Annotated in this window: 18 protein-coding genes; 4 read left to right on the top strand and 14 right to left on the bottom strand. The window is 68.0% G+C overall.

The annotated features are described in order from the left end of the window. Positions 1-18: 18 nt before the first annotated feature. The 13 genes from tssH to ACL58G_RS01370 form a co-directional block, all read right to left on the bottom strand. Entirely contained in the window at positions 19-2721 is a 2703-nt protein-coding gene (tssH, locus tag ACL58G_RS01310) for a type VI secretion system ATPase TssH (RefSeq protein WP_440964740.1), read from the bottom strand. Positions 2722-2740: 19 nt separating this feature from the next. After that, complete coding sequence (tssG, locus tag ACL58G_RS01315) at positions 2741-3748, bottom strand: type VI secretion system baseplate subunit TssG (protein ID WP_413386262.1); 1008 nt, start codon at positions 3746-3748, stop codon at positions 2741-2743. Beyond that, positions 3733-5628 carry a type VI secretion system baseplate subunit TssF gene (tssF, locus tag ACL58G_RS01320; protein ID WP_440964741.1) on the bottom strand — a complete coding sequence of 632 codons (1896 nt, stop codon included), beginning with the start codon at positions 5626-5628 and terminating at the stop codon, positions 3733-3735. The genes tssG and tssF overlap by 16 nt, the downstream gene beginning before the upstream one ends. Further along, the gene (gene tssE / locus ACL58G_RS01325; protein WP_413386260.1) at positions 5625-6131 is read right to left on the bottom strand and encodes a type VI secretion system baseplate subunit TssE; all 507 of its coding nucleotides are present in this window, start codon (positions 6129-6131) and stop codon (positions 5625-5627) included. Before tssE ends, tssF begins: the two co-directional genes overlap by 4 nt. After that, a complete protein-coding gene (locus tag ACL58G_RS01330; RefSeq protein WP_440964742.1) occupies positions 6124-6903 on the bottom strand; it encodes a type VI secretion system accessory protein TagJ in 780 nt (259 codons plus the stop codon). The genes tssE and ACL58G_RS01330 overlap by 8 nt, the downstream gene beginning before the upstream one ends. A 171-nt stretch (positions 6904-7074) precedes the next feature. Then, entirely contained in the window at positions 7075-7566 is a 492-nt protein-coding gene (locus ACL58G_RS01335) for an Hcp family type VI secretion system effector (RefSeq protein WP_413386258.1), read from the bottom strand. 73 nt (positions 7567-7639) lie between these two features. Next, complete coding sequence (gene tssC, locus ACL58G_RS01340; protein ID WP_371765161.1) at positions 7640-9127, bottom strand: type VI secretion system contractile sheath large subunit; 1488 nt, start codon at positions 9125-9127, stop codon at positions 7640-7642. Between the two features lie 19 nt (positions 9128-9146). Further along, positions 9147-9647, bottom strand: coding sequence for a type VI secretion system contractile sheath small subunit (gene tssB, locus ACL58G_RS01345; RefSeq protein WP_371765162.1), 501 nt, complete (start codon positions 9645-9647; stop codon positions 9147-9149). Positions 9648-9684: 37 nt separating this feature from the next. Continuing rightward, entirely contained in the window at positions 9685-10746 is a 1062-nt protein-coding gene (gene tssA / locus ACL58G_RS01350; RefSeq protein ID WP_440964745.1) for a type VI secretion system protein TssA, read from the bottom strand. A gap of 306 nt (positions 10747-11052) precedes the next feature. Next, on the bottom strand, positions 11053-11397 hold the full coding sequence (locus tag ACL58G_RS01355) for a hypothetical protein (protein WP_440964747.1): 345 nt from the start codon (positions 11395-11397) through the stop codon (positions 11053-11055). Next, the gene (gene ctaD, locus ACL58G_RS01360; RefSeq protein ID WP_440964748.1) at positions 11397-13874 is read right to left on the bottom strand and encodes a cytochrome c oxidase subunit I; all 2478 of its coding nucleotides are present in this window, start codon (positions 13872-13874) and stop codon (positions 11397-11399) included. Before ctaD ends, ACL58G_RS01355 begins: the two co-directional genes overlap by 1 nt. Next, positions 13871-14800 carry a cytochrome c oxidase subunit II gene (locus ACL58G_RS01365; RefSeq protein ID WP_440964750.1) on the bottom strand — a complete coding sequence of 310 codons (930 nt, stop codon included), beginning with the start codon at positions 14798-14800 and terminating at the stop codon, positions 13871-13873. The genes ctaD and ACL58G_RS01365 overlap by 4 nt, the downstream gene beginning before the upstream one ends. Beyond that, entirely contained in the window at positions 14797-15186 is a 390-nt protein-coding gene (locus ACL58G_RS01370; protein WP_440964751.1) for a c-type cytochrome, read from the bottom strand. Before ACL58G_RS01370 ends, ACL58G_RS01365 begins: the two co-directional genes overlap by 4 nt. Positions 15187-15269: 83 nt before the next feature. Here ACL58G_RS01370 and ACL58G_RS01375 point away from each other — a divergent pair, with 83 nt between their 5' ends. After that, complete coding sequence (locus ACL58G_RS01375; protein WP_413386251.1) at positions 15270-15809, top strand: c-type cytochrome; 540 nt, start codon at positions 15270-15272, stop codon at positions 15807-15809. Beyond that, complete coding sequence (locus ACL58G_RS01380; RefSeq protein ID WP_413386250.1) at positions 15806-16174, top strand: c-type cytochrome; 369 nt, start codon at positions 15806-15808, stop codon at positions 16172-16174. Before ACL58G_RS01375 ends, ACL58G_RS01380 begins: the two co-directional genes overlap by 4 nt. A 27-nt stretch (positions 16175-16201) precedes the next feature. Here ACL58G_RS01380 and pdxR read toward each other — a convergent pair whose 3' ends face one another. Beyond that, the gene (gene pdxR / locus ACL58G_RS01385; RefSeq protein WP_440964753.1) at positions 16202-17677 is read right to left on the bottom strand and encodes a MocR-like pyridoxine biosynthesis transcription factor PdxR; all 1476 of its coding nucleotides are present in this window, start codon (positions 17675-17677) and stop codon (positions 16202-16204) included. A gap of 102 nt (positions 17678-17779) precedes the next feature. Between pdxR and ACL58G_RS01390 the strand changes: the two genes are divergently transcribed. Together ACL58G_RS01390 and ACL58G_RS01395 are read left to right on the top strand one after the other, a co-directional pair. Beyond that, positions 17780-18244 (top strand): OsmC family protein, encoded by a 465-nt coding sequence (locus ACL58G_RS01390; RefSeq protein WP_440964754.1) that lies wholly within the window; start codon positions 17780-17782, stop codon positions 18242-18244. Further along, positions 18244-18819 carry an FMN-binding negative transcriptional regulator gene (locus tag ACL58G_RS01395; RefSeq protein WP_440964755.1) on the top strand — a complete coding sequence of 192 codons (576 nt, stop codon included), beginning with the start codon at positions 18244-18246 and terminating at the stop codon, positions 18817-18819. The genes ACL58G_RS01390 and ACL58G_RS01395 overlap by 1 nt, the downstream gene beginning before the upstream one ends. The last annotated feature ends 23 nt before the right edge of the window (positions 18820-18842 follow it).

Here is an 18842-nt window from a genome sequence, read left to right on the forward strand (position 1 = left end):
GTACCCGGTCCGGTCATGTCATGCGAAGGAATAAGAAAACTCGCCATCTGCCACGCCGACGGTGACACCGGCGATGCCCGCGCCGTCCATCATCCGGTTCAGGAACGCCCGGCTGATGTCCGGCAGCATGGTATTGGTCAGGATCGCATCGATCATGCGGCCGCCCGACTCGCTCTCGGTGCAGCGCGACACCACGAGCTTGACGACGTCGTCGCCGTACTCGAACGGGATCTTGTAGCGCGCTTCCACGCGCTTCTTGATGCGGTTCAGCTGCAGCTTGACGATCTGGCCCAGCATGTCGTCCGACAGCGGGTAGTACGGAATCGTCACGATGCGGCCCAGCAGCGCCGGCGGGAACACCTTCAGCAGCGGCGCACGCAGCGCGCTGGCCATGCCGTCCGGGTCCGGCATCAGGTCCGGGTCCTTGCACAGGCCCGCGATCAGGTCCGTGCCCGCGTTCGTCGTCAGGATGATCAGCGTGTTCTTGAAGTCGATGAAGCGGCCCTCGCCGTCTTCCATGAAGCCTTTATCAAAGACCTGGAAGAACATCTCGTGCACGTCCGGGTGCGCCTTTTCCACTTCGTCGAGCAGCACCACCGAGTATGGCCGGCGGCGCACGGCCTCCGTCAACACACCGCCTTCGCCGTACCCTACATAGCCCGGCGGCGCACCCTTCAGCGTGGACACCGTGTGCGCTTCCTGGTACTCGCTCATGTTGATGGTGATGAGATTCTGTTCGCCGCCGTACAGGGCCTCGGCCAGCGCCAGCGCCGTTTCCGTCTTGCCGACGCCGGACGTACCGGCCAGCATGAACACGCCGATCGGCTTGTTCGGATTGTCCAGGCCCGCGCGCGACGTCTGGATGCGCTTGGCGATCATTTCCATCGCGTGGTCCTGGCCGATCACGCGCTGGCTCAGCGTGGAAGCGATGTTGAGAATCGTCTCCATCTCGTTCTTCGCCATGCGGCCGACAGGGATGCCGGTCCAGTCGCCGACGACGGCCGCCACGGCCTGGTAGTCGACGGTCGGCAGGATCAGCGGGTTCTCGCCCTGCAGCGCGGCCAGCTTCGCCTGCACGGCTTGCAGCTGTTCCTTCAGCGCGGCGCGCCCGGAGTCGTTGGCAGCCGGTTCCGCGGCTGCCGTTTCGAGCTTCGACCCCGTACCCTCGACCGGCTGCGCACCGTCGCGCAGCTGCGCGCGCAGCGCCAGCAGTTCGTCGACGAGCGCGCGCTCGTCGTTCCAGCGCTGCTCCAGGCCCGCCAGGCGCTCCTTCTCGGCCGCCAGCGCAACCTCCGTCTCGTGGGCACGCGTGCCCACTTCGATGCCGATCGCGCCTTCGCGGCGGATGATGTCCATCTCGACGTTCAGCGCGTCGATGCGCTTGCGGCTGTCGTCCACCTCGGCCGGCGTCGCGTGCAGGCTCACGGCCACGCGCGCGCACGCCGTGTCGATCAGGCTCACGGATTTATCGGGCAGCTGGCGCGCCGGGATGTAGCGGTGCGACAGGCGCACGGCCGCTTCCAGCGCCTCGTCGAGGATCTGCACCTGGTGGTGCTTTTCCATCGTCGACGCCACGCCGCGCATCATGCGGATCGCCCGCTCCTCGCTCGGCTCGTCGACCTGGATGCTCTGGAAGCGGCGGGTCAGCGCCGGGTCCTTTTCGATGTGCTTCTTGTACTCGGCGAACGTGGTCGCGCCGATGGTGCGCAAGGTGCCGCGCGCCAGGGCCGGCTTGAGCAGATTGGCCGCATCGCCCGTGCCGGCCGCGCCGCCGGCGCCGACCAGCGTGTGGGTCTCGTCGATGAACAGGATGATGGGCTTCGCGCTGGCCTGCACTTCGTCGATGACGGAACGCAGGCGCTGCTCGAACTCGCCCTTCATGCTGGCGCCGGCCTGCAGCAGGCCCACGTCCAGCGCCAGCAGCTGCACCTCTTTCAGCGACGGCGGCACGTCGCCGCGCGCGATGCGCTGGGCAAAGCCTTCCACGACGGCCGTCTTGCCGACGCCGGCCTCGCCGATCATGATCGGGTTGTTCTGGCGGCGGCGCATCAGGATGTCGACCATCTGCCGGATCTCGTCGTCGCGGCCCACGATCGGGTCCATCTTGCCGCCTCTAGCCTGCTCGGTCAGGTCGACCGTGAATTTCTTCAGCGCTTCCTGCTTGCCCATCTGCGCAGGTGCGATTGCGCCCGACGCTTCGCCCGGTGCCGCGGTCTGGAAGCCGTCGCTGGCCGCCATCTTCGCTTCCGGCGAGTCCTTCAGCAAGGTGCCAAAACGGTCGGACAGGTCATCGGCCTTGATCCGCTCGAACTGGCGGCTGATCGCGTACAGCGCGTTGCGCAGGTTGGACGTCTTGAGCATGCCGAACACGAGGTGGCCGCTGCGCACCGACGATTCGCCGAACATCAGCGTGCCGAACACCCACGCGCGTTCCACCGTCTCTTCCAGCTGCGACGACAGGTCCGTCACCGACGTGGCGCCGCGCGGCAGGCGGTCCAGCGCGGCCGTCACGTCGCGCGCGAGCACGGCGGCGTCGAGTTCGTAGTGGCGGACGATGCGGTGCAGGTCCGAGTCCTGCAGCTGCAGGATCTGGTGCACCCAGTGGACCATCTCCACGTACGGATTGCCGCGCAGCTTGCAGAACACCGTGCTGCTTTCGATCGCGCGGTAGCACAGCGCGTTGAGTTTTCCAAACAGTGCGACACGGGAGATTTCGGCCATGTTCGTTCTTTCGCGTGGGTCAGCCCTGGCGGGCAGTCGGGTTGATCAAGAGTTGACGGGCATCGCGCGTGGCCGGGCCGCTCGCGAGGTAAGTGGTCCAGCCGAGGCGACGCGCGCCCAGCGTCAGCGGAGGAATCTCGGGGCGCTTGAGCACGAGGCGCACGTCCCAGTCGAGCACCGTGCCGGCGTAGCTCTTCACCCAGTCGACGACGCGCTTCATGCTGGCGCCGCCGGGCAGCATGCGCTCGTAGTCGGCGTAGTCGAGGGGGCCGATCACGAGCCGGAACTTGTGCTGGCAATCCCACACCTTCGTCCCCAGCACGGCGGACGTACCGAGACGGTTGCCGCGGTCTTCCATGCCGATGCGGGTCTGGCCGTCCAGCGGGATCTTCATCCAGTGGCCGACGAACTGCTCGAGTTCGACGGGCAGCTTGAAGTACGCGCGCAGGATCGTCACGAGGCCCGCGGCCGGGCGGCGCTGGTTGGCCATCAGGCCCGCGAAGTGCAGCTTGGCGAAGTCGCCGATCTCGTCGCGCCCGCGCAGGGCCGGCGCGCCGATACCGAACAGGCTGCCCACGTAATCGGCGAAGCGGTCGCTGTCCGGGCGGTCCAGGCTGACGGCCGGGTCGGCCGCGGCGCGCGCGCGGTAGAACAGCGATACCATCCGGTGGTGGAACACGTCGAGGAACGCGACCAGCGTGGGGTCGTTGTGGTTGCGGGCGCGGTCGCGCGCATACTCCGTCAGGTGCAGCGGCAGCGGACCGTTGGGGCCGAACAGGCCGACGAAGTTGACGGCCAGGCGCGCCTTCGCGTCGCCCATGGCGGGCGTGAATCCGGCCACGGCGCCGGGCTCGAAATTCAGCGACGGGTCGCGCCCGAAGCGCACGGCGTCGTCGCGCGGACGCAGCGATGCGCCGATGCGGGGCTTGTCCGGATGCGCGTTCTCCAGCAGGCGCAGGGCCTGGAAGAAGTCCAGCGCGGCGCCGGCGTCCTCGAGCTGGCGTTCGACGTCTACAGGATCGCGCATGCGCCCTCCGCCGCCTTCCAGCGCATGATCTCGCCGCGGCCGACGGTGCGCACGACGGTCTCGGTAAACGAATTGATCGACACGTATTGCGTGAAGAAGTGGCTGAGCACCCCGCCCAGCACGAATGCGCCGGCGCCTTCGAATGCGCCGTCGTCCATCGTCACCGTGATCTCCAGGCCGCGTCCGAACGTGATCGGTCCGGGCGCCGGCATGCGCCGCGTGATGGGTTTCGACGAGACCGAGCGCACGCCTTCGACCTGGCGCTGGCTCGCCGCGTCGAGCGGGTGGCAGTACAGCGCGAGCAGTTCGCGCAGGGCGCGCGCGCCCTGGTCCGGGTCGGTGTCCGCCAGCGACAGATAGTTCAGCGACAGCTGGTTGATCAGGCGCCACGCCATGCCGCCCTCGGCGAACGACGGGAAAGGCTGGCTCGGGCCGCCCAGCACGCGCACCGATTGCACCGGCCCGCCCTGCTCCAGGATGAAATCCGTCTTGCCGACGCCGAGCGACATCGTCAGCGGCAGGTCGCGGTTCGTGCACCACACGACGAGGCCGAGCTGGCGCAGGCTGTGGCGGTACGGCGCCTCCTGCGCGTCGACCAGGGTGATGAACATTTCGGAGCCAATGTACGACGAGCGCGGGCCACGCTGGCGCTGGCGTTGCGACAGCAGGCGCGGCTCGCGCCGGATCTGGTAGTAGGCCTGGCCCGCCACGGTCGCGGCGCCCAGGTCGCGCGCGCTGTACAGCGGGTGGAATTCCTGCTCGGCGTCGGTGCCGGTGCCGTAGCCGGTCACGCTCTCGACCTGGTGCACCTCGAAATCCATCGGGCGCGTGCGGTCGGGCAGCACGTGGTATTCGAACTGGTCGCCGGTCAGGTTGATGCGGTCGGCGCGGCGCTGGAACAGGTTCACCACGGGCGTGCAGTTCAGCGCGAAATTGCTGTGGTCGAGCGCCTGCTCCAGGCGCGCGTCGCCGCGCGACAGCAGCACGATGATCTCGAGCTCCTGCTCCGCGCAGGCGGCCACCGCGGTTTGCAGGCCCGCCAGCTCGACGAACAGGAAGCGCTGCGCGAACGCGAAGTATTCCTGCAGCAGGCGGTAGCCCTGGAAGCTGCGCTGGCCGCTGGGCAGCAGCGCGTCGTCCTCGGCGAAGCCGCGCGGGCGCAGCGCCGTCTTCGGCAGCAGCGTGTGGCGTCCGGCCGGACGGCTGCCCGGCATCACGAGGACGCCTTCGACGGCGCCCAGCAGCTTTTCGTAGATCTGGCCCGGCATCTCGTCGCTGCCGCGCAGGTGCAGCGCGAGGCGGTCGAGTCCCAGCTTCGCGAACGGCTGGCCGTTGGTCGTGCGCAGGCGCAGGCGCAGGCCCGCTTTGATCGAGCCCATGAGGTTCGCGGGCAATCGCGCGTCGACGCCGTCGATGCGGCCGCCGTGCGTGAAGAATTTCGCTTCGACGAGTTCGATCGGCCACAGCGTGACCTCGTGCGCCGTGCGGTATTCGCAGGCGGTGGCGTCATCCTTGCCCAGGACACTGCGCATGGCCGCGCCGCGCGGAATGCGGTAGCCCACGTTCAGCGCCGGGTTGGCGAGGTCGGGCTGCAGCTGCACGATCGCCATCGACGGCGTGGGCGCCAGGAAGTGCGGGTAGACGAGCTCCGACAGGTGCTGGGTGAAGCGCGGGAACTCGGCGTCGATCTTCATCTGCACGCGCGCCGCCATGAAGGCGAACCCCTCCAGCAGGCGCTCGACGTACGGGTCGGCGCACTCGAAGCCTTCCAGGCCGAGCCGGCCGGCGATCTTCGGGTACTGGACCGCGAACTCGCCGCCCATCTCGCGCAGGTGCTGCAGCTCCTGGCTATAGTAGCGAAGCAGGCGTGGGTTCGTCATGTCCGTGCGCCGGAAAATTCGGTGAGGCTGATCTGGGCAAGGTCGAGATCGAGCTCGGTCTTGAGGAACAGGCGCTCGGGATACGGTTGGGCCCACATGTCGGCCTGGATCTCGAACATGATCTTGCTGATCGAGTCCTGCTGCGGCATCACCTTCACCGACACGGACGAGCGGATCAGGCGCGGCTCGAAGTCCCAGATGGCCTGGCGGATCGCACGTTCCAGGTCGGCCGCGCTCATGTTCGCGAGCGATGCGCCGGACATGTCGGGCATGCCGTAGTTGAGGACGGAGTTCGCCAGGTGCGGCAGGCGCGGCACGTCGGAGACGGACAGCAGGTTGGTCGTGTTCAGCAGCCATGCGAGGTCGCGCAACACGCCTTCGCGCAGGCCGCGCACCGACAGCACGCGCCGTTCGCGCGACTCGACCTCCTGGTCGGGTTCATCGTCGGTGAGGCGGTCGAGCAGCGAAGGTTGCAGGCGCTCGCGCGGTGCCAGTTCAGCCATGGTCGACGCTATCGAATTCGATCAGGCGCGCGTCCATCAACGGGAAGTCGTCGTCGCCATTCGTGAACATGCGCTGGCCGACGGGATGCTCGCCCCGCCACTCGGTCTGGCGCGCCAGCTTGACCGCGTCGGCGGCCTCCGTGCTGCCCGGGTAGCGGGTCGGGACCAGGCCGACGGTCTGGGCGCCGTTGGACCACGTGAACGTCGCGGCCGTCCACACGGCGTCGCGCAGGTCCGCCGGCGGCTCGATCTCGATGCGCGCGATGCGCATGAACGGCACCCACACGTAGCGGCCGTTGACGACCGCTTCCAGTATGGGGCCCAGGCGGCCGTCGGCATCGGCCAGCCAGTCGAAGCGCGTGCCGTCGATCGTGCCGGGCGATGCGGGCGCGGCATCGAACGCGGCGGCGCGCAGGCTTGCCGCGGCAGCGGGATCGATGGCGTCCAGTTTCAGGGCTTCGGCCAGCTGGGCCATCCAGGGCTGCGGCTCGCCGAAGATCACGGGCGCGCGCAAGCCGGCAAAGATCTCGGCGCGCAGGGCTTCGCACTGGATCGCCTCGCGATACGTCTGCACCATCGGCAGCGCGCCTGCATCCAGTTCGCCCGCGACGTTCAGCTGCGTCAGGGCGCGGTTCCACTGGCCCAGCACGGACAGGAGCTGGAACAGGAACACGCGCAGTTTCGCGTCGCCACTCTTCTTGCGCACCGCATCCTGCAGCGCGGCGAGTGCGCCGGCCAGGTCTCCATCACGAATCAGCTGTTGCGCAAGCATTCGAAGCTCCCATCAAAAAATTCATCCAGCGGCCTTTCGGGGGCCTCGCAAAACCGTAACGAGCGGCGGCAGATTCAGCCGAGAAGCGCGGCTGTACAAGCGTACAGCGCGCATCGCAGGGCTGGGCGCCCCCGCTGAATCTGCAACGCGCAGCAGGTTTGGCGACGCCCCTTACACTGCCGCGTTCTCGGCGATGTTCCAGGCGAAGGTCTTGTCGCCGGCGACGGTGCCCTTGCTGTCCTGCGGGGTGTAGGCGAAGGTCACCTTGCCGAAGTTCAGCGTGACGTTCTCGGTCAGGCGGTCTTCGCCGCCGCTGCCGCCGGTCGAGATCGAGGTCACCAGCACTTCTTCCATGGTGATCAGGATGTACTTCTGCTGGCCTTCGCCGGCTTTACGCACCATCAGCACGGCCTTGTCGATGTGGGTACCCTTGGCCAGGGCGGTCATCAGCGCGTTGGACGAGCTGTCGATGTACTTGGTGAACGAGATGTCCTGGAAGTTGGCCTTGCCGGCGCCGCCGCCACCGCCCATGTGGGTGGTGCCGGACTGGCTCATGCCCCAGCTCCACGCCAGGATGTCGATGTCGCCCTTCGGACCCTGGACCTTGTCGCGCGACTCACCCTTGATCTTGTCGCCCATGTTGATGAACATATCCAATGCCATGTCTTATTCTCCTAGTTGGTTGTACTTCCGAATACGCGCGGGCACGCGGCCCGCGCGGGACTTCAAAAACGGTTCAAGCCTTTGCCGACGGCAGCTTCGACACGAGGCGCAGCGACACGGTCAGGCCTTCCAGCTGGTAGTGCGGACGCAGGAAGAACTTGGATGTGTAGTAGCCCGGGTTGCCTTCGACTTCTTCCAGCACCACTTCGGCCGCGGCCAGCGGTTTCTGGGCCTTCGTCGCTTCGCTGGAGCTGCCCGGATCGCCGTCCACGTACTGCATGATCCACTTGGTCAGCCAGCGCTCCATCTCGTCGCGTTCCTTGAACGAGCCGAGCTTGTCGCGCACGATGCACTTCAGGTAATGGGCGAAGCGGCAGGTCGCGAACAGGTACGGCAGGCGCGCGGCCAGGGCGGCGTTGGCGCTGGCGTCCGGGTCGTCGTACTCGGCCGGCTTGTGCAGCGACTGCGCGCCGATGAAGGCGGCGAAGTCCGTGTTTTTCTTGTGCACCAGCGGCATGAAGCCGTTGGCGGCCAGTTCCGCCTCGCGGCGGTCCGAGATCGCGATCTCGGTCGGGCACTGCATGTCGACGCCGCCGTCATCGGTCGGGAAGGCATGCACCGGCAGGCCTTCGACCGCGCCGCCGGACTCGATGCCGCGGATGCGCGAGCACCAGCCGTATTCCTTGAACGAACGGTTGATGTTGACGGCCATCGCGTAGGACGAGTTGGCCCACGTGTAGTTCTTGCTGCCTTCCGCGCTGGTGTCTTCCTCGAAGTCGAATTCCTCGACCGGGTTGCTCTTGGCGCCGTACGGCTGGCGCGCCAGGAAGCGCGGCATGGTCAGGCCGACGTAGCGCGAATCCTCGGACTCGCGGAACGAGCGCCATGCGGCGTGTTCCGGGGTCTGGAAGATCTTCGTCAGGTCGCGCGGGTTGGCCAGCTCGTTCCACGACTCCATCAGCATGACGGACGGCGCGGCGGCCGAGATGAACGGCGCGTGCGCGGCGGCGGCCACCTTGGCCATCGACGACAGCAGCTCGACGTCCGGCGCGCTGTTGTCGAAGTAGTAGTCGGCCACGATGGAACCGAACGGCTCGCCGCCGAACTGGCCGAATTCTTCCTCGTACATCTTCTTGAAGATCGGGCTCTGGTCCCAGGCCGTGCCCTTGAACTTCTTGAGCGTCTTGCCCAGGTCGTTCTTCGAGATGTTCATCACGCGGATCTTGAGCATCTCGTCGGTTTCGGTGTTGTTCACCAGGTAGTGCAGGCCGCGCCAGGCGCTTTCGACCTTCTGGAACTCCTCCGTGTGCATGATCAGGTTGACCTGCTCGGTGAGCTTCTTGTCGAGCGCGGCGATCAGGCTCTGGATCGTGCCCAGCACGTCGCTGGTGATCAGGTTGGTGCCGGCGAGCGCCTGCTCGGCCAGCGTGCGCACGGCAACTTCGACCGATTCCTTGGCCTTGTCGGATTGCGGCTTGAATTCCTTCTGCAGCAGCGCGCCGAAGTCGCTCATCTCGAGCGTACCGGACTCCTGCTGGCTTTGTGCTAACGCTTCGGACATTCTGTTCTCCCGTCTTTCTTTATTCGGTGGGCTTCGGTGCGGACGTCAGCGCCTGCATCAGCGCGGGTTCGGCGAGCAGCTTGGAGATCAGCTCTTCCGCGCCGGTCTTGCCGTCCATGTAGGTCATCAGGTTGGCCAGCTGGCCGCGTGCCTCGAGCAGCTTGTTCAGCGAATCCACCTTGCGCGCGACGGCGGCCGGGGTGAAGTCGTCCATGCTTTCGAAGGTCATGTCGACGGCCAGGTTGCCCTCGCCCGTCAGCGTGTTCGGCACCTGCACCGCGACGCGCGGCTTCATGGCCTTCAGGCGCTCGTCGAAGTTGTCGACGTCGATCTCGAGGAACTTGCGCTCCGCGACCGGTGCCAGCGGCTCGGCGGGCTGGCCCGACAGGTCGGCCAGGACGCCCATCACGAACGGCAGCTGCACCTTCTTCTCGGCGCCGTACACTTCGACGTCGTACTCGATCTGCACGCGCGGTGCGCGATTGCGTGCGATGAACTTCTGGCTACTTTCTTTGCCCACGTTTACTCCTCCTTGAATGAACTACCGGCCTGCTGATTCAATAATCGTCCGACCCGTTGGACTCGCCCGGCTGGGGTCCACGGATCACATACAACTGCTGCATGCTGTCGGGCGCGAGGTTCTCCATGACTTCCATGAAGCTCATCGGCGCGAGGCGCTTGGCCCGCTCCAGCAGCATCGGCACGGGGCTCGACGGCTCGTAGCGCTGGTAGTAGGCGAGAATCTTGTCGATCATGCGGATCACGTCGGCGCGGCTGGTCACGTCGCCCGTGATGGCCGCGGCGCGCGGCGCGGCCGTGCCGCCGCCCTGTGCCGCGACGCCGTCGTCATCGGGCGCGGCGTCCGAGGCTTCAGGCGCGGCTTGCGCACGGCTGGCCAGCAGGTCGGCCATGCGGCGCAGCTGGCGCGTCAACGGCGTGAGGTTCAATGACTGCGCACTGCCCACGTGATCGGCGAGCGCGGCTTCCAGGTTCACCACGCTGTCCAGCGCACCGTTGACGGCGCTGGTGGCGGCCTGCATCGCGTCGTCGGACACGTCGGCCAGCGCCGCGTCGATCGATTCGGGCGACAGCGCGGTCTGCCCGTCCGGCACGGGGGCCTCGCCGTGCGCCTGCTCCAGCACGCGCAGGGTCAGGGCCCCGAGGCCGGGCAGCATGACGAAGGCCGTCTCGCGCAGCTCGCGCAGGGTCGTCGCCGGGTCGGTCAACTGGGCCAGGCAGTTGAGGCGCAACGTGGGGTCGTTGTCGTCGTCCGGATCGAGTTCGGGATGGACACGGTCCCAGCGCTCGGTCACGAGGCGTTCGAGCAGGCGCGCGCCGTCGGCGAAGCCGGGCAGCGCATGCAGCGCCAGCAGCGCGCGCACGAGCGGCATCGCCACGCGCAGGTCGCGCGTGCGGCCGAGCAGCTCGAGGGCCTGCTTCTTGACTTGCTTCCATTCAGGGGGGACGGCGGGGACGATCGTGTCCCCATACTGGACTTCTGGCTTGCCGAGCGCACTCTGCTCGAGCTCCAGGAATGCGGGGTCATACTCGAGATTCGGTCCGCAAGGGGCGGTCTCCTCCAAATCCTCGAGCAGGACATCGACGTCGACAATACTCATGATTGTGCGCGTTCTTACTAGTTGTAGGACGTGTTTGAACTCGTCGTCACGGCACCGGGCCGCGCGCGGTTCTTATTTAGTGTGTTTCGTGAGGATTTTTCCCCTACGAACCGCGCACTATACGCCATTTAGCGGTCTCGTCGTTAACACGAAACCTAAATTTTTTTGCACTAATATTTGCCCAAAATGGTTGACAGCAGTTTCAGAACACGATCATTTTTTGGTACAGATGAGCCAAGTAAAAGGCCTTGGTTGCCTTTCATGGAACGATGCTTGTGTTCTTTGCAAGAGATGTCAATACGACATTCAGGCGCAGCCGGTGACCAGGAGTAGCGGCACGCCCGTCCACGCCACCGCCACGAGGGCCAGCACGGCCAGCACGAGGCGGGCCCAGTCGACCAGGCCGGCATCCTCGCGCCGTGGCACCTCGCGCGCGCGCCACGCGAGCCAAGCGCACGCGCCGATGGCGGCCAGCGTGACGGCACCCAGCAGCACGCGGTCCGGCCCGCCGGGACGCATGCCGGCCGGCGTGCACTGGGCCGCCGCGAGGCCATAGGCGAAGGCGAAGTGCAGGCTCCACACGAGCAGCGACAGCGTCCCCGCCAGCAGGCGGCGCCAGAACGGTTCGCGGGTGCGCGGCATCGTGGCCATCACGCCATCAGCAGCGGCACGAGCCGCACGACGAGCATCCCGGCGATGCCCTGCAACGTGGTCATGTGCCACACGAGCGCGATGGTGTCGAGCGATGCGCGGCTGCGCTCACCCAGCAGGCCGCACCACGCGCGCGCGGCGAGATACGGCGCCAGCACGGCGAGCGTCACGACGTGCAGGCCCTGGTAGGAGGCCAATGCCGCGACGGCCGCGGCCCATGCGGTGGCGGTCGGGTCCAGCCCGGCATCGAGCAGGCCGCCCACGTCGACCGCACATGACGCGAGCACGCAGCCCAACGCCGCCAGCACGAGCCACGGCAGGCGCCGCGTGCCGACGGCGAGCGTCGCGAACCACACGAGCAATGAGCCCAGCACCAGCAGGCCGGCGGATGTGAGCGCGAGGTCCTGCGACGGCAGCGTGGCGCCGGGCGGCGGGCACACCGTCAGGCGCATCGTCACGTGCACGTAGGCGAACGCGAAGCACGCGAAGATGCTGAGGTCGACGACGAGCATCACGATGGCGGCCCACCACGCGTGCGATGCCGTGCCGGTGGCGCCGACCGGTATCGACTCGCCGTGGCCGATGTCCACGTCGGCGACGGTGCTCGCGCGATCCGCCTGCCACATCCACCCGAGCACCGCCGCGATGGCCGCGATGCCGCAGATCCAGGCGATCATCGTCAGCTTCACGGTCAGCAGCAGGAAGAAGGCGGCCGTGCCGGCGGCGGCAATGAGCGGCAGCCAGCTGTCGCCGGGCAGGATCAGCACATAGCGCGGCGTCGCCGCGACGGGGCTCGTGGCGATGGTCTCGCGCGCGCCCGTCGCCGTGCGCGGCAGGTAGTGGCGGCCCGCCTCCACCTCGCGTACCAGTTCCGGACGGTCCCACAGCGGGTCGATGGAATCGATGCGCGGGATGCTGCGATTGCCGTAGTCCTCGGACGGCAGCCATTCGAGCGTGGGCGCATTCCACGGGTTGCCGACGGCGCGCTCCGGCCGGCGCAGCGACCGCCACGCATCCCACGCGAACGCCAGCACGCCGAGCGCGAACGTGAACGCGCCCACCGTCGACAGCATGTTCAGGCCATTCCACCCGAGGTCCGCCGCATACGTGTAGACGCGGCGCGGCATGCCGAGCAATCCCGTCACGTGCATCGGGAAGAACGCGACGTTGAAGCCGACGAACATCAGGCCGAACACCCAGCGCGCGAGCCCTTCCGACAAGCGGTTGCCGTTCACGAGCGGCAGCCAGTAGTACAGCGCGGCGAACACGGGGAACACCATCCCGCCGATCAGCACGTAGTGGAAGTGCGCGACGACGAAATACGTGTCGTGCACCTGCCAGTCGAACGGGATCACGGCGACCATCACGCCGGTCAGGCCGCCCAGTACGAAGATCGCCATGAAGCCGAGCAGGAACAGCGTGGGCGCGTTCGCTTCGACTTTTCCCTTCCACAGCGTGGCGATCCACGCGAACACCTGGATCGCGGTGGGCACCGCCACCGCCATGCTGGCCGCGGAAACAAAGCCCATTTCCAGCGTGCCGAGGCCCGCGGTGAACATGTGGTGCGCCCACAGGCCGAAGCTGAAGACGCCCACGCCGACGAGGGCCGCGATGATGGCGCGGCGCGCGACGAGCGGCGTGCCGGCAAGGGTCGGCACGATCGTCGACACCATGCCGGCGGCCGGCAGAAAGATGATGTAGACCTCGGGGTGGCCGAAGAACCAGAACAGGTGCTGCCACAACAGCGGATCGCCGCCGCGGTCGGCGATGAAGAACGGCCAGTCGAACGCGCGCTCCAGTTCCAGCAGCGCCGTGCCCGCGATCACGGCGGGAAACGCGAACACGATCATCACGCCCACGACCAGCATGGCCCACGCATACACGGGCATGCGTCCCAGGGTCATGCCCGGCGCGCGTGTAAACAGGATGCCGACGATCAGTTCGATGGCGCCGGCGATGGCGGAGATCTCGATGAAGCCGATGCCCAGCAGCCAGAAGTCGGCATTCAGGCCCGGCGAATATTTCAGGCCCGTGAGCGGCGGATACATGAACCAGCCGCCGTCCGGCGCGAGGCCGACGAACAGGGTGCAGAAGAACGCGAGGCCGCCGATGGCGTACGCCCAGAACGCGTACGCGGACAGGCGCGGGAACGGCAGGTCGCGCGCCCCCAGCATGTTCGGCAGCAGGTACACGGCGATGGCTTCCACGATCGGGATCGCGAACAGGAACATCATGACCGAGCCGTGCATCGTGAACACCTGGTTGTACGTCCCGGCGCCGAGGAAGCCGTTGTCCGGCACGGCCAGCTGCACGCGCATCAGGAGGCCCAGCACGCCGGCGAGGACGAAGAACAGCAGCGCCGTCCCGATGTACAGCAGGCCGATGTTCGTGTTGTTCACGGACGAGAAGAAGCGCCAGCCGCGCTGCGTGCGCCAGACGTCTTCCAACCGCGCGAGGTCGTCGTCCCGGGCCGTCATTGCAGGTGCTCGAGATAGGCTGCCAGCGCGCGCAGCGTGTCGCCGTCGGTGCCGGCGGCGGCGGGCATGAACACGCCCGGCTTGACGGCCTGCGGGTCCGCGATCCAGCCGGCCAGCGTGTTCTGGTGCGTGCGCAGCAGGCCCGCGCCGATATGCGCGCGGCTGCCGACGTGCGTCAGGTCGGGGCCGAGGCGCGCCGTCTCGGCCACGCCGCGGATCGTGTGGCACGCCTGGCAGCGCTGTTCGAGGAAGGCGGCGCGGCCCCGCTCCAGCAGCGCGCCCTGCGGTGCGCGGGCCGGCAGTGCCTGGCGCCGCAGCCAGTCGCGGAACGCGTCGGGCGCCAGCGCCACCACGTGCAGCGCCATGTTCGCGTGCTGGGCGCCGCAGAATTCCGCGCACTGGCCGCGGTAGACGCCGGGCCGGTCGGCACGCAACGTGAGGCCGGTGACGCGGCCGGGGATCATGTCGCGCTTGCCGGACAACGACGGCACCCACAGGCTGTGGATCACGTCGGCCGCGTTCAGGCCCACGTACACGGCCTGCCCGACGGGGATGTGGATCTCGTTGGCGGTGACGATCTCGCGTCCGCCGGCCGGATCGCGGTAGCGCACTTCCCACCACCACATGCGCGCCGTGACGGAGATCGACAGCGCGGCCTGCGAGCTTTGCGGAACCAGTTGCGCGCTGCGCCAGGTGCTCCACGCGAGCAGCGCCGACAGCACGAGCACGGGAAACGCGACGCCCGCCCCCGCGATCCACAGGCCGGGCCGCAGCGGCCGCGTGTTGTCGCGCAGGCTGAGCGCCATCAGCGCCATCACGGCGACGAAGATGACGGTCGCGGCCCCGAACAGGACCCACGCGAACTGGCTGATGACCGCGGCATCCGCGCCGGCCGGGTGCAGGACGGATTGCAGCGTCCCATTCATCGCAGGGTGTACAGGTATGCCGCCATGTGGCGCGCCTCCTGCTCGGTGAGCCCCACGTTCGGCATCGTCGTGCCGGGCTTGAGGGCGGGCGGATCGAGCAGCCAGGCCACGAGGCGCGGCGGCACGTTGGGGATGCCGCCGGCGATGTAGCTGAGGCGCCCGAATTTTTCCAGGTCCGGTCCGGCCGCGCCGCCCGCGCCCGGGACGTCCGGGATCTTGTGGCACGCGCCGCACTGGTATTGCGTGACCAGCTGCTTGCCGATCTTCGCGTCGCCGCCGATGTACGGCTTGCGGAAGTCGTCATCGCCACAGCCGGACAGCAGCCCTGCGCACGTCAATACGAGCGCGGCACAAGCGATGGAAGAGCGTGACAGGGAGGTTGGCACGGTTGAATCCACGACGTTGAGTTGGCTTTTATAATACCGGAGACGATGCATTTTTTTTAACACGATTCGTTTGGGACACTCGCATGCCCGCCACGCGCGCCCGCCTGATCATGATGACCATCATCGCTACCCTGCTGGGATCGGGGATGGCCGCCGCGCTCGCGGGCTTCGTCGTGCTGCGCGCCGGCTGGTACGACATCGGCGCCACCACGCAGCACTTCCCGTTCGTCTACGGCACGCTCGAACAAGCCATGCATTACTCGGTGCGGCGCCATGCGAAGAGCGTGGCCGAACCCGCGCTGGGCAACCACGAGCAGGTGCTGCGCGGCGCGGCCGTCTACCGCGACAACTGTGCCCAGTGCCACGGCGGTCCCGGCACGGCGCCCGGCAAGCATGGCCTGAGCATGCAGCCCGTGCCCGGTCCGCTGGTGGACGCCACGCGCCACTGGAAACCGCGCGAGCTGTACTGGATCACGCGGCACGGCATCAAGATGAGCGGCATGCCGGGCTGGGAATACCATCTGAGCGAGGACGAGCTGTGGTCCACGGTGGCGTTCATCATGCAGCTGCCCACGCAGAGCGCGGACGATTACCGGGCAATGACGGCGGAGGCGAAGAAATGAACCGGCTCGCGCTCGTCCTTGCCCTCGTACTCGCGGCGCTCCTGCAAGCCGGCTGCGGCGACGCGAACCGCGCCCCCGCCGGCCTGCGGGGCGACGCCGCGCGCGGCCGCATCGCCCTCGCGCAGTACGGCTGCCGCGCATGCCACATGATCCCCGGCGTGACCGGCTCGAAGGTCTGGGTGGGGCGGCCGCTCGAAGACATGGCGAAGCGCCCCATCATCGCCGGCACGCTGCCGAACAACCAGGCGAACCTCGTGCGCTGGATCCGCGATCCGCAGGCCATCGACCCGAAAACCGCAATGCCCGTGCTGGGCGTGTCCGAGCGCGATGCGATCGACATGAGCGCCTGGCTGCTTTCACACTGAAGCACGCGTGGGCACGGGGTGCCCACCTTACGCCCGTTCGATCGCGCGGGCCAGGTCGTCCACCCCGGCGCGGATCACGTCCGGCGTGAACGCCGAAAAGCCGAGCAGCAGCCCGGGATCGATGGCGCAGGCGGCACCCGCCTGCGGATTCGTGTAATAGCCCAGCGTGCGCACGTCCACGCCGACATCGCGGGCGTGCCGGGCGACCGTTTCCTCGTCCAGCCTCTCGGTGAAATGCACGCACAGGTCGAGGCCCGCGTCCGACGGGCCCTGGCGCAGCCGGCCCTTGAGGCGCGCATCGAGCGCATCGACGAGGGCTTGCCGGCGCTCGCCATACGCGTCGCGCGTGCGGCGGATGTGGCGCGCGAAGTGGCCGCCGGCGATGAAGTCGGCGAGCGTCGCCTGCGGCACGATGGGACTGTGGCGGTCGACGACGGCCTTTGCGCGCGCCAGCGCCGCGGCCAGCGCGGGCGGCGCCACGACGTAGCCCAGCCGCAGCGCGGGGAACAGCACCTTCGACAACGTGCCCACGTAGATCACGCAGCCCGCGCGGTCCATGCTTTGCAGCGACGCGAGGGGCGGCCCCGTGTGGCGGTATTCGCTGTCGTAATCGTCCTCGATGATCCACGCGCGGTTCGCCTCGGCCCAGCGCAGCAGTTCGAGACGGCGGCGCAGGCTCATGGTCACGCCCAGCGGCAGCTGGTGTGACGGCGTCGCGAACGCGAGGCGCGCATCGGGATAGTGCTTTGCCGCGTACGCGACGTCCATGCCCTCGGCGTCGACGGGCACCGGACAGACGCGCGCACCGGCCACGGTGAACGGCGCCACCGCGCCCTGGTAGCCGGGCGATTCGATCCACATCGCTTCGCCCGGCGCGAGCAGCAGCTGGGCCAGCAGGTACAGCGCCTGCTGCGAACCGGACGTGATCACGACCTGGTCCGGCGTGCACTGCACCCCGCGCGACGCCTTCAGGTAGGCGCACAGCAGCTCCCGTAGCGGCGCGTACCCGGCGCCGGGGCCGTAGCCGAGCGCGCCGGTCGAATGGCGCCAGTGGCGCGCTTCCAGCCGGCGCCAGACGTCGAACGGGAACAGGTCCAGGCCCGGCATGCTGGCGCGGAAGGCGCGCAGCGGCCCAGCGTGGTGCAGCACGCGCGCCATGCCGCCCGCGATGAGTTCTCCGCGCGCCGACAGCGGCCGCACCATCGGCGCCGCGGCGGCATCGCCCGCACGGGCACCGGCCGGCAGCGACGCGCTGACGAACGTGCCCTTCCCCACCGTGCCCTGCAGATAACCCTCGGCCATCAACTGCTCGTAGGCGGCGAGCACGGTCTGGCGCGACACGCTCAACAGGCCGCACAGGGTGCGCGTGGCGGGCAGGCGCACGCCGGCGGCGATTCGGCCGTCGAGGATCGCGTCCTTCAGGTGGACGTACAGCTGGCGGAACAGCGGTGCCGGGGAATCGCGCTCGAGCGTGGCGGCGGCGAGGATGTCGTGGACGTGCATGGCGGCGGGTGCGGATTGGTACGGTCATCTTGGCGTTAATTGGTCATTTGAGCAAGCCATCCTTGAACTTAAGATGACAGCTCGTTCGCACACGGAGAGATGATGAAACGATTCGAAGCCACCCTGGCCTGGCAGCGCGGCGACCAGGCCTTCACCGACCTGCGCTACAGCCGCGCGCACCGCTGGCGCTTCGACGGCGGGCTGGACGTGCCGGCCTCCTCGTCGCCCTTGTCCGTGCCCGTGCCATTGTCGGACCCGGCCGCCGTCGATCCCGAGGAAGCCCTCGTCGCGGCCGCCGCCAGCTGCCACATGCTGTTCTTCCTGTCGCTCGCGGCCACGCGCGGCTACGTGGTCGACCGCTACCTCGACCACGCCGTCGGCCTGCTCGATACCGGTCCGGACGGCCGCGCGGCCATCACCCGCATCGTGCTCGATCCCGTCATCGCGTTCGGCGGCGAGCGGCAGCCGGACCGCGCCGCGCTGGCCGAGCTGCATCACGAAGCGCATGCGCGCTGCTACATCGCCAATTCGCTGAAGGGAGACGTCGTCGTGGAAGGGTTCGAATAATGTACGTGCCGAGACAATTTGCCGTGGCCGACGAGGCCGACATGCTGGACCTGATCGCCGCCAATCCGCTGGGCGCGCTCGTGCGCCTCGGCGCCGGCGGGCTGGAAGGAGACCACATCCCGTTCGGGCTGGCGGCGCCCACCGACGCGGCGCCGCACGGCCTGCTGCGTGCCCACGTGGCACGCGCGAATCCGATCTGGCAGGCGGACGATGCGGCCGTGCTCGTGCTGTTCCAGGGCGCGTCCAGCTATGTGTCGCCGCTGCTGTACGACGTCGAGGCGGCCGGGGGACGCGTGGTGCCGACGTGGAATTACCAGGTCGTGCATGCGCACGGGCGGCTGCGTGCGATCGACGATCCGGCGTGGATCCTCGGCCAGATGACGCGGCTGACGGGACGCCACGAAGATGCGCGTGAAGGGTGGAAGGTGGAGGATGCGCCGCGCGAGTTCATCGACAAGGTCGTGCGGACGACCGTCGGCATCGAGATCGCCATCGAACGCCTCGAAGCGAAATTCAAGATGAGCCAGAACCGCACGCCCGAGGACCGGGCGCGCGTGCTGGCTGCGATGGGATAACGCAGGTAGTCCTTATTTGCCGG

Source organism: Massilia sp. GER05 (genome assembly GCF_052056005.1).
Classification (GTDB): domain Bacteria; phylum Pseudomonadota; class Gammaproteobacteria; order Burkholderiales; family Burkholderiaceae_D; genus Telluria; species Telluria orientalis.